Here is a 10,967-nt window from a genome sequence, read left to right on the forward strand (position 1 = left end):
CTTCACCTCACACTGCCAGCTGCTGCCGCCAGATGGTTTCCGGTAAACTCAAGAGACCAAAATCCGGCCGCAGCAATTCATCTTTAAATGGCGTGACCTCAATTCCTGTCTCAAGCAACTGGCGGTAGATGCCGGCCCGGTCGATTTTATTGATCAGCAGCGCGCCGCACAAGCGGTTATCCTTTAAGACCAGCTTGCGGTAGACCAGGGCGGCAGGGTCTATTTCCGTCAGCAGTTCATATCCTTCACCGGTGGCGGCACTGTTACCCATGCTGATAATGTGCAGCCCCAGGATACCGAGGGCGTTATAGGGCGGTAAGGGTTGATAAATCTCCCCTGCCCTGGCCATATTGCGCCCGGCTATTTTCCCCTGGATGGCAGCATGGGGTAGTAAAGGCGGGCTGCCGGCCACTACATCCCCGGCGGCATAAACGCCGGGTAAGCCAGTGCTGAGGTCCGGGCCCACCACAACGCCGCGGTTTATGGACACCCCGGGTAAACCTTCAAGTAACTCGACATTAGGCCGCACGCCTATGGCAATTACCAGGATATCGGCTTTCAGTTCCCGACCTGATTTAAGCTCCATGAGGAGGCGGCCATCATCCTCCTGGGAGATGCCGGTCAAGGTATCGCTTAAATAAAGGTTGACGCCCTTATCCTGCAGGAAGCCGGCAACTAAAGCCCCCGCTTCCCCATCCAGGGCCGGGGCCCAGATGCGGTCAGCCAGTTCCACCAGCGTTACTTTGACGCCCCGCTGCACCAGGCTCTCCATAGCCTTGAGGCCCGTCGGCCCGGCCCCCAGGATGACGGCTTCCCGCCCGGTGACGGCGGCGGCCTCCAGGCGGCGAACGTCGTCATAATTTATAAAGGTAAAATAATTTGCCGGCTTTAGCCCAGCAATAGGCGGCACAAAAGGCCGGCCCCCGGTGGCGAGGAGCAGGCGGTCGTAGGGTAGTTTTTCACCGTTGTCCAGGTGCACCTGCCGGGCTTCCGGGTCCAATTTTACGGCCCGCCGTCCCAGGAGGACGCGGACGCAATTTTTTTCATAAAACTCTTGCGGCCGGTAGTATATATTCTGGTCCCGGACCCGCTTTTCCAGCCAGTAGGAAATGAGGGGCCGGCCATAGGCATAATAGTTTTCCGCCGAGACAATGGTAATGGCCCCTTCCCGGTCATACTCCCGGATTCCCTCGACGGCATTGATTGCTGCTACGGAATTGCCGATCAGAACGTAGTTCATGCCTCTGCCCTCCTTTCCTCATAAACAAGGGCCCGGTTGGGACACCCAGCCACACAGGCCGGCTCATCCGCTTCCCGGCAGAGGTCGCATTTCAAAGGCACCGGACGGCCGTTTTTCTCCCCGGGCCGGATGGCGCCATAAGGACAGCTGGCCACACAGGTCCAGCACCCCACGCATTTATCTTCCTGGCAGTAGACAATCCCCGTCTGCTGGTCCTTGACCATGGCCCCGGAGATGCAGCCGGCCACACAGCGGGGATCATCGCAGTGCCGGCACTGGACGGCTACCGAGAGGGGCAACCGCTCTTCGACAATAACCCGCGCCGTCTCCCTTAAATTCTCGCGCTTATAAGCCCGGAATAGATCGCGGCTGCGGGAATGGGCTACAATGCAGTTCACTTCGCAGAGGTGACAGTTCATACAGTAGGCCGGCCGGGCATATACTTTTTTCACTGGTGTTCCCTCCTCCTGCTACATTGCTTCACCGGCATGCTTGACACCCAGGAGCTTCAGTTCCACTTCATTCAACCCTACGCCCCGCAGGTGCAGGCGGTTGCCGCGCAGGCTCTCGATGGAGTTGATGCCCATGCCGCCCAGCATTTCTTTTATCTCATGGGACCAGCCCCGCAGCAGGTTGTAGAGGCGTTCGGCGCCGATTTCCGGGTTCAGGCGCCGGCTGCGGTAGGGGTCCTGGGTGGCGATACCCCAGCTGCACTTGCCGGTATAGCATTTCTGGCAGAGGTGACATCCCAGGGCGATTAAAGCGGCGGTGGCGATGTAGACCGCATCGGCTCCCAGGGCTATGGCCTTCACCACATCGGCGCTGCTGCGGAAGCCCCCGGCCGCCACCAGAGATACCCGGTTGCGGATGCCTTCCTCGCGCAAGCGTTGATCCACAGCAGCAATGGCCAGCTCGATGGGAATACCCACGTGGTCGCGGATCATGGTGGGCGCCGCCCCGGTGCCGCCGCGAAAACCGTCGATGGCGATAATATCGGCCCCGGCCCGGGCTATACCGCTGGCTATGGCCGCCACGTTATGGACGGCCGAAATTTTGACGGAAACCGGTTTCTGGTAACGGGTTGCTTCTTTTAAAGTAAAGATTAACTGCTTCAAGTCTTCGATGGAGTAGATATCATGATGGGGAGCCGGTGAGATGGCATCGGTACCCTCCGGAATCATTCTCGTCGCGGCTACCGGCGCGGTAATCTTTTCTCCCGGCAGGTGGCCGCCGATGCCCGGCTTGGCCCCCTGGCCGATTTTGATTTCGATCACGCGCCCGGCATTCAGGTAGTCGGCATGGACGCCGAAGCGACCCGAGGCCACCTGGACCACGGCGTGATCGGCATACTCGTAGAGATCCTCGGGCAGGCCGCCTTCGCCGGTATTGAACAGGGTGCCGAATGCTTTCGCCGCCCGGGCCAGGGATTCAAAGGCCTCATGGCTGATGGACCCATAGGACATGGCGGAAAACATGATGGGAGTCTCTATGGGTACCAGGGGCGTTCGGGTCTTATCCTCCGGTTCCTCCCGCGTTACCACCTCGGTACGGCTGCCCAGGTAAGTCCGCAGTTCCATGGGTTCCCTTAAGGGGTCAATGGAAGGATTGGTAACCTGGCTGGCGTTTAAGAGCAGCCGGTCGAAATAAGGGGGGAAGGGCTGGTCGTTCCCCATACCGGTGAGGAGGACCCCGCCGGTTTGTGCCTGCTTGACAATGTTGCGCAGATGGCCTTCCGTCCAGTGAGCATTGGGCCGCATAGGCGGCGGGTTTTTAAAAATGGTCAGGGCACCCGCCGGGCAGATGCTGACGCAGCGCTGACAGTTAACACAGTTGGCATCAATTGTATAGAGACGGTCGTCTTCGGCATCGTAAGCCTGCGCGTCGAAGCCGCACTGGCGCACGCAGGCCAGGCATTTGATGCATCTGTTATCATCGCGGACGACCCTGAATTCAGGCGGCATCAAGCTGATAGTCGGCATCGGGCTTCCTCCTCCAGGCGGCCGATGACCGGCTCGCCCCCTTTAGGGTACCAGACCCTTTCCACGTTGGGGCAAATTTCCCGGATGGCCGCTTCCTCGCTGGCCACATAAAGGGTGGCGCCGTAAGAACCGGCCACCAGGGGCCGCAGCTTGATGCGGTCGTTAAGGGCCATGAGGCCGCCGCTGAAGCCGACAATGATGGAAAAGGGTCCGTTCATCAGCAGGCTCCCGTAAACTACCCGCAGGCGGGTATAAAGTTCGCGTTCCGCTGCCGGCAGGCGGTCAATTACCTGCCAGAGGGGTGCCGCCAGGACCCTGGCTGCCAGTTCCAGGGGCAGGTTATGGCGCCGGACCAGTAGATCGATGGCATAGGCGACTACCTCGGTATCGGTCTGCAGGGTCATTTTATAACCATACATTTCTAAAAAGCGCCGGTTAGCCCCGTAGGATGAAATCTCACCGTTATGAACCACCGACCAGTCCAGCAGGGTAAAGGGATGGGCGCCGCCCCACCAGCCGGGTGTGTTGGTGGGAAAGCGGCCATGGGCAATCCAGGTGTAGGCCTGGTACTCGTCTAAGCGGAAAAACTCGCCGATGTCCTCCGGGTAACCCACCCCTTTAAAGGCTCCCATGTTTTTCCCGCTGGAAACGACATAGGCGCCGTTAACACTATCATTTATGCGCATGACCAGCCTGGTCATGAAGTCGGCCTCTGTTTCCTGGGCTTCTTCAATTTTCGCCAGCCTGGGGGTTACAAAATAACGCCACAGCAAGGGCGCTTTGCCAATGGACCGAACATGACGAGTGGGGATACGGTCTTCGGCTTCAATATAAAAGTTATCTTTAATCAGCTCTTCCACCTGGCTACGGCTTATCTTATCCTCAAAAAGCAGGTGCAGGGCATAATAATCTTGATATTCCGGATAGATACCATAGGCGGCGAAGCCGCCGCCCAGGCCGTTGGAACGCTCCTGCATCAGGGCGATAGATTGGATGATGGCACTGCCGTTAACCCGGCGGCCGTCTTTATTGATAAAGCCGCTGATGGCGCATCCCGAAGGTATCCGGTATTCTCCCTCCTTGAGCATCGTTGCTCCTCCTCTACCATATTTAAAACTTAGTCAAATACTGGTCGATTTCCCACTGGTGCACCCTGGTACGGTACTGTTCACATTCGAGCTTCTGGGCCAGGGTCAGGCGCTCATAAATGTGGGGGCCCAACGCTTCCTTGATAACTTCATCTTCTGCCAGGGCTTCCAGGGCCTCATCAAGGCTTCCGGGCAGGACGCCGATGCCTTCTGCCTGAAGTTCAGCCGGATTCATGGCAAAGATATTTTTATCCGTCGGCGGCGGCGGGGTCAGGCCTTTTTTGATCCCGTCCAGCCCGGCCTTCAAGAGAACTGCCAGGGCCAGGTAAGGGTTGCAGGAAGGATCCGGGTGCCGCACTTCAATGCGGGTGGAAGGACCACGTTTAGCCGGTACGCGGATCAAGGGGCTGCGGTTGCGCGGCGACCAGGCGATATAGACCGGTGCTTCATAACCGGGAACCAGCCGTTTATAAGAATTAACCGTGGGGTTAGTTACGGCTGCCAGGGCCCGGGCGTGTTTCATGACGCCGGCGATAAACTGGTAGGCAGTCTGGCTCAAACCCAGCTTGTCGCCGGGGTCGTAAAAGGCGTTCTGGCCGTCTTTCGACAGGGAGATATTCACATGCATCCCCGAACCGTTAATGCCGTAAATGGGCTTGGGCATAAAGGTGGCATGGAGGCCGTGACGCTGGGCAATGGTCCGCACCACAAATTTAAAAGTGGCAATACGGTCGGCCGTGGTCAGGGCATCAGCATACTTGAAATCAATCTCATGCTGGCCGGGAGCCACCTCGTGATGGGAAGCTTCGATTTCAAAGCCCATTTGCTCCAGAGTCAGGACCATATCCCTGCGCGCGTCCTCACCAAGGTCAACCGGGGTGAGGTCAAAGTAACCGGCCCGGTCGTGGGTTTCCAGGGTCGGCCGGCCGGAGGCGTCGGTATGGAAAAGGAAGAATTCGGCTTCCGGCCCGACGTTCATGGTGTAACCCATGGCGGCTGCTTCGGCTATAACCTTCTTCAGGGTACAGCGGGGACAACCGGCAAAAGGGGTGCCGTCGGGGTTATAAACGTCGCAAATAAGGCGGGCTACCGTCCCCTCATGGGGCCGCCAGGGGAAAACTACAAACGTGTCGGGGTCGGGGCGCAGATACATATCGGACTCTTCAATGCGCACAAAGCCTTCAATGGAAGAGCCGTCAAACATAAGCTCGTTGTTTAGAGCCTTGGGTAACTGGTTCACCGGTATGGCTACATTTTTCAAAACCCCGAAAATATCCGTGAACTGGAGGCGAATGAATTTAACTCCCCATTCCTCGGCCCGGTTCAGGACAGCCGCACGCTTTTCCTGGTCATCCATCGGCATAACCTCCTCATAAAATTTAAGAAGTCGTTTTTACCTTGCTTCAGTCGGCGGCGGTGACAGTCGCTGCGCTTAGTAAAAAGCGTCCTGCCGGAAGAAGGCATGTAAAACCTTCTCCTTCAGGACGCCGTTGCCCCAAAGAGGAGATCTAAAGTTTTTACCCGTCCCTGCCGTCCGGCTTTTTGCCCTTATTGCTGCCGCTCTGAAGTTCATGGGCGACGATAATAGCTTCCGCAATGCTTTTCATGGGTACGCAGCGGTCCATACTCTGACGCTGCATGCGCCGGTAAGCCTCGGCTTCCGTTAACCCCATGGTATCCATGAGAATACCCTTGGCCCTCTCAATTATTTTCCGGGCGGCCAGAGTTTCCTTCAGCTTGCTGATTTCCTGCTGCAGGCGGCACATTTTCTGGTAATTGGCCAGGGCTGCCTCTACCGCCGGCAACAAGATGCTCTCCTGGACCGGTTTAATTAAATAAGCAAAGACTGGGAAATCGCGCGTACGGATCATCAAATTACGATGCCAGGATGAGGCCAGGAGAATAATCGGTGCTACTCCATCTTCCTCGATGATCCTGGCTACTTCCAAGGCACTGGTACCCTGGAGTTCGCTATCCAGAATTACCAGGCTGGGCTGCAGGGTACGGATCATCCGCAGGGCCTGGCTACCGTCCGGGGCTTCCCCGGCAATCAAGTAACCTTCCCGCACCAGTATACACTTTAAATTTTGCCGGGCAGATGGGTCGGCACTGGCAATAAAAATTTTGGGCTGCTGCATAAAATTTAATCACTGCCCCCTCGCGCTACGCCGTTGTAGCACTTCATGGACCCCTTTGCCCTGCGAAATGCTTTTTCATTTGGTATGGCACAATTATAAAGGAAAAACGCCAAATTGACAATAGGTAAAACTCATGTATCCAGTATTTCAAAAAATATTTTCGCATAGCGAAAACCGCCGAATGGATTAATAATACACGGAGAGATGACATATAATTATTATAAAAGATAAAATTTTTATTAAAACAGGGAGGGATACATTCTGCTGAAAGCTGGGTACATATCGCCTGGGAAAAGATAATGGCTCGCAGTTGTACAGAGTGTGATAACGATGACAACGACAAGGAGGGAGAATTATGCCTCAGAGCGAAATAAAATTCAGTGTCCAACCTGGATGTGGAACTGATTTTACGGTGGAAGACCTCCCGCAACCACCTAGTCCTTTAAACCTGCGCCGCCTGCTGGCCATTATGGGGCCAAGTGTGATTGCCCTGGGTGGCACCTTGGGTAGCGGGGAATGGCTCATCGGGCCTGCCATGTTCGTAAAATACGGCCTGGCCCTGCTCTGGATCACAACCGTATCAACCCTCCTGCAAACTTTCCTGAATATTGAAATGGCCCGCTACACCCTTTATACCGGCGAACCTGTTACCGTAGGCTTTATGCGTTTAAACCCGGGTTCAAAATTCTGGGCGCCCTTTATGTCTCTCCTTGGTATCCTGGAACGCGGGCTGCCCGGATGGGCCCTGGCAAGCGCCACCTGCTTGGCTGCCTTACAACTGGGCAAAATCCCTGGTAATGCAGATAAAAATTTAGTGCTAATCTATGGCGTAATTGTTTTTCTTTCCTGCGTTGTTCTAACGTCGGTGGGACGTAAAGTTGAACGTACCCTTGAAATAGCCAACTGGGCCATGATGTTTATTGTTTTTCTCGGTTTGGGCCTCCTGGCCATAGCCTTTGTACCAGGCCGCGTCTGGGCGGAAGGGTTGAAGGGCTTCGTTTCCTTCGGCTATGTTCCTAAAGGTGTAGATATTTTTATGCTCAGTGCCCTGGCCGGTTACTCGGCTTATGGCGGTTTTGGCAATAACGCTATTACCAATTGGTACCGGGACAAGGGCTTCGGTATGGGCGCGAAGGTAGGCTATATCCCGGCTCTGGTTGGCGGCACCATGGTTCACGTCTCCCCTGTGGGAAAGGTTGCGCCGCCTACGGAAGATAACCTGAAGTCCTGGAAGCAGTGGCTGAAGATCTTGAGTTATGATCAATGGGGCGTGTTCTTTCTCGGCGGTATGTTCGGCATGTTCCTGCCGGGCATCCTGGCGGCCGGCCTGATACCCCGGGGTAGCGATTTGCCCCAGTGGGGTGTTGCTGCTTACCAGGGAGATGTATTCAGGAACTTGATCGGCCCGGCAGGTTGGTTTTTTGCGTTGGGACTGGGTTTCTGGATACTTTTCAGTACAGCCTTGAGTAACGTGGACCTGGTCTGCCGGCAGATTACAGATATGTCCTGGTCGGGCTCACCGGCCGTGCGGCGCTGGGCCAAAGACGACATCAGGAAAGTTTACTACCTGCTGCTGTTCATTTTCACTATTTGGGGTCTCTTGTATATGAAAATCACCGTACCTATGAAACTGGTAGCCCTGAGCGGCAACATCGCCAATTTTACCCTGGCCCTCTCGGCGCTGACGACAATTTATCTTAACCGCAAGTTTTTGCCAAAGGAATTCCGGGCGCCATTATGGCGTGAAGTGATGCTGGTATTAAATGCCCTGTTCTTTGGTACTTTCTTTGCCCTCTTCACCTTAAACCAGTTATTCGGGCTTAAGTTTTAATATAGAATAATAAGGTAAGATATAAAGAAAGTCATGGACCTTCCCCTTTTAAGGCAGGAAGGTCCTTTTTGCGATGTCACAGCGGCATCCCGGCATCATATTCTTCTCGAACCAGGAAAGATTTAGGACCGTAAGCATAAGATTTAAATCCACCTTCATGCGCAAAATCGGCGAAACCATGCTGGCTAAAGGTTATGATGTAGAATTCCACTGCTGCTCCTCCGATAATAATTCCCTGGATGCGTAAGCGTCAAATACAACCCACCTTGGCATCATACTCAGGTTTAGGGGATAATCCTTCTCAGAATACACGCTGAGGAGGTTTTTTTCTTATTACCAAAGCTGAACGGCAAGCACTATGGGAAACCCGGATAACCGAATACAAGAAGAGTGGGCAGAGCGTCAGAGAATGGTGCGCTACCCATGAGGACGTTAACCCCAAACAATTATGGTACTGGCTGCGGAAGTATAAAGACCAGGACGCAGTTTCCCCGGGAAACTCAAACCGGTGGTTGCCGGTAGAAATAACCGAGCAGGCATCTATAGAACAGGACTACGGTTTACTGGTTAATGTAGGACCGGTCAGCATCGAAGTAAAGCCCGGCTTTGATCCCGCCCTGCTTTCTCAGGTGGTTAAGGTGCTGGTAGCATTATGCTAAACGAAGCTGGCATCGACCGGGTTTATCTCGCCTGCGGCGCAACGGATCTGCGCAAGTCCATTGACGGCCTGGCGGTGCTGGTCAAGGAAGGGTTTGAATTGGACCCCTTCTCTTCCTGCCTTTTCGTTTTCTGTAACCGCAAGCATGACAAACTAAAGATCCTCCACTGGGAGCATAACGGTTTCTGGCTTTATTACCGCCGGCTGGAGAAGGGCAAATTCGTATGGCCTCAAGATACCACTACTTCAACCATCACCGTCACCCGCCGGGAACTGCGCTGGCTGCTTGACGGCCTCCCCGTAAAACAGCCAAAGGCCCATCCTGAGGTAAAAGCGCGCACCATCTTGTAATAGAAATCGCCAAAAAGAAATATTTTCTGTTTGTGGTTGATTCTAGAGGAATTTAGGCTGATTCGTCGAAACATTAATGCATGAACACTTCGCAATCTATCGCCGCCATGACTATAGAAGAGCTGCAAAGCCGCTGTGTTCAGCTGGAAGAGCAATGTATGCAGCTGGAACAACAGAATGCCGAACTTACCGCTAAATTAAATTGGTTTATGGAGCAGTTTCGTTTAAGCAAGAAACGACAATTCGGTGTTTCCACCGAACGAATCAGGCCTTTAGAAGAAGAGCAGCTCTTGCTTTTTAATGAGGCGGAAGTTGAAGCCCGGCCAGAAGCAGTAGAGCCGGATTTGGAAACCATCACCTACCAGCGCCATAAAACGCGCACCCGCCGGGAGATGAACCTGGAAGACCTGCCGGTAGAAGTAGTAGAGCACCGCCTGCCGGAAGAAGAGCGGGTCTGTCCTGCCTGCGGCGGTCCTTTGCATGAGATGAGCACCGAGGTGCGGCAGGAACTTAAGGTCATCCCGGCCCAGGTGAATGTGGTTAAGCATGTGCGCTACGTCTATGCCTGCCGCCGCTGCGAGAGGGAAGAGATAACCACTCCCGTTATCACGGCACCTATTCCGGCTCCTGTACTTCCCGGAAGCCCGGTATCTCCCTCCCTCATGGCCTACATTTATGACCCAGAAATACGGGGTAGGTCTGCCCATCTACCGCTAATCCTTTACGACTACCAGACCACCCGGGCCGGCAAACACCCCCGCCGGTTTCTAGCGGGTTTTCAGGGTTATTTACACGTCGACGGCTATGCCGGCTACAATGAGCTTGCCAATGTTATCCTGGTCGGCTGCTGGGCTCACGCCAGCGCAAGTTCGACGAAGCATTAAAGGCCCTGCCGGAAGATAAACGCAACGCAGCCGTAGCCGCCCGGGAGGGGCTGGAGTACTGCAACCGGCTCTTTGCCATCGAGCGCGAGTTGAAAGATAAAACACCGGAAGAACGCTATCAAATCCGCCAGGTGCGCAGCAAACCCGTGCTGGACGCCTTTTTGGCGTGGCTAAAAAACCAGAAAGCCCGCGTACTGCCCAAAAGCTCCTTTGGCCAGGCGATTTACTATTGCCTTAGCCAGTGGGATAAACTCGTCGCCTTCCTGCAGGACGGGCGTCTGGAACTCGACAACAACCGCAGCGAGCGTTCCATCAAGCCCTTCGTCATCGGCCGCAAGAACTGGTTGTTTGCCGATACTCCACGGGGTGCTAAAGCCAGCGCCATTACCTACAGCATCATAGAAACGGCCAAGGAAAACGGGTTGAACCCCTTCCACTATCTCATTTACCTCTTCGAAAAACTTCCCAACCTGGACCTCCAGGACAAAGATGCCCTGGATCAACTCCTGCCGTGGTCGGAAACTCTGCCCCCTGTCTGCCGGATGAACAATTAAGCTTGTTTTAGCCCCCACCTCAGATGCAAGTCGGGGTTATTTTACGCTTACGGATGTACAGCTGGTAATCCTCCGGGTCGCTCGCCGAGCCGGTCATCACCACAGCCACCTCGGGACAACCTGGTAGCTCCCGGAGATACTTGTAAAACTTAACGCAGATGTGCCGGCTCATGTAGAAGACCATGGCTTTACCGTCTAAAGCCTTCAGCCGCCTTTCGAAGTGGGGCACGGCGTCGCGCAGCTG

The 10,967-nt window shown here is 54.8% G+C and carries 10 protein-coding genes and 2 pseudogenes; 5 read left to right on the plus strand and 7 right to left on the minus strand.

The annotated features are described in order from the left end of the window. Positions 1–7 precede the first annotated feature (7 nt). The 6 genes from MCACP_RS07440 to MCACP_RS07465 all read right to left on the minus strand — a co-directional run bounded on the left by MCACP_RS07440 (position 8) and on the right by MCACP_RS07465 (position 6,445). Positions 8–1,240, minus strand: a complete 1,233-nt coding sequence (locus MCACP_RS07440; protein WP_406676162.1) for an NAD(P)/FAD-dependent oxidoreductase — start codon at positions 1,238–1,240, stop codon at positions 8–10. Then, positions 1,237–1,692: a 4Fe-4S dicluster domain-containing protein gene (locus tag MCACP_RS07445; RefSeq protein ID WP_406676163.1), complete on the minus strand. Its 456-nt coding sequence runs from the start codon at positions 1,690–1,692 to the stop codon at positions 1,237–1,239. The genes MCACP_RS07440 and MCACP_RS07445 overlap by 4 nt, the downstream gene beginning before the upstream one ends. An 18-nt stretch (positions 1,693–1,710) precedes the next feature. Further along, on the minus strand, positions 1,711–3,219 hold the full coding sequence (locus MCACP_RS07450; RefSeq protein WP_406676164.1) for a glutamate synthase-related protein: 1,509 nt from the start codon (positions 3,217–3,219) through the stop codon (positions 1,711–1,713). Further along, positions 3,201–4,307, minus strand: coding sequence for a class II glutamine amidotransferase (locus MCACP_RS07455; protein WP_406676166.1), 1,107 nt, complete (start codon positions 4,305–4,307; stop codon positions 3,201–3,203). Before MCACP_RS07455 ends, MCACP_RS07450 begins: the two co-directional genes overlap by 19 nt. Positions 4,308–4,329: 22 nt before the next feature. Beyond that, positions 4,330–5,664 (minus strand): type I glutamate--ammonia ligase, encoded by a 1,335-nt coding sequence (gene glnA / locus MCACP_RS07460; protein ID WP_406676167.1) that lies wholly within the window; start codon positions 5,662–5,664, stop codon positions 4,330–4,332. Positions 5,665–5,824: 160 nt separating this feature from the next. Continuing rightward, on the minus strand, positions 5,825–6,445 hold the full coding sequence (locus tag MCACP_RS07465) for an ANTAR domain-containing response regulator (RefSeq protein ID WP_406676168.1): 621 nt from the start codon (positions 6,443–6,445) through the stop codon (positions 5,825–5,827). Between the two features lie 355 nt (positions 6,446–6,800). Here MCACP_RS07465 and MCACP_RS07470 point away from each other — a divergent pair, with 355 nt between their 5' ends. The 5 genes and pseudogenes from MCACP_RS07470 (at position 6,801) to tnpC (ending at position 10,723) form a co-directional block, all read left to right on the plus strand. Continuing rightward, the gene (locus MCACP_RS07470) at positions 6,801–8,276 is read left to right on the plus strand and encodes an Nramp family divalent metal transporter (protein ID WP_406676169.1); all 1,476 of its coding nucleotides are present in this window, start codon (positions 6,801–6,803) and stop codon (positions 8,274–8,276) included. A 145-nt stretch (positions 8,277–8,421) separates the two neighbouring features. Next, a pseudogene (locus MCACP_RS07475) lies at positions 8,422–8,517 on the plus strand (ATPase); the annotation flags it as partial. A gap of 91 nt (positions 8,518–8,608) precedes the next feature. Next, entirely contained in the window at positions 8,609–8,935 is a 327-nt protein-coding gene (tnpA, locus tag MCACP_RS07480; protein WP_406678712.1) for an IS66 family insertion sequence element accessory protein TnpA, read from the plus strand. Next, complete coding sequence (gene tnpB / locus MCACP_RS07485) at positions 8,929–9,285, plus strand: IS66 family insertion sequence element accessory protein TnpB (protein WP_406676170.1); 357 nt, start codon at positions 8,929–8,931, stop codon at positions 9,283–9,285. Before tnpA ends, tnpB begins: the two co-directional genes overlap by 7 nt. 158 nt (positions 9,286–9,443) lie before the next feature. Continuing rightward, positions 9,444–10,723 (plus strand): annotated as a pseudogene (gene tnpC / locus MCACP_RS07490) (IS66 family transposase). Between the two features lie 19 nt (positions 10,724–10,742). On the opposite strand, the gene MCACP_RS07495 reads toward tnpC, so the two are convergent. Beyond that, complete coding sequence (locus tag MCACP_RS07495; RefSeq protein WP_406676171.1) at positions 10,743–10,952, minus strand: hypothetical protein; 210 nt, start codon at positions 10,950–10,952, stop codon at positions 10,743–10,745. Positions 10,953–10,967 lie beyond the last annotated feature (15 nt).

This window comes from Neomoorella carbonis (genome assembly GCF_045278715.1).
GTDB lineage: Bacteria > Bacillota > DSM-521 > Neomoorellales > Neomoorellaceae > Neomoorella > Neomoorella carbonis.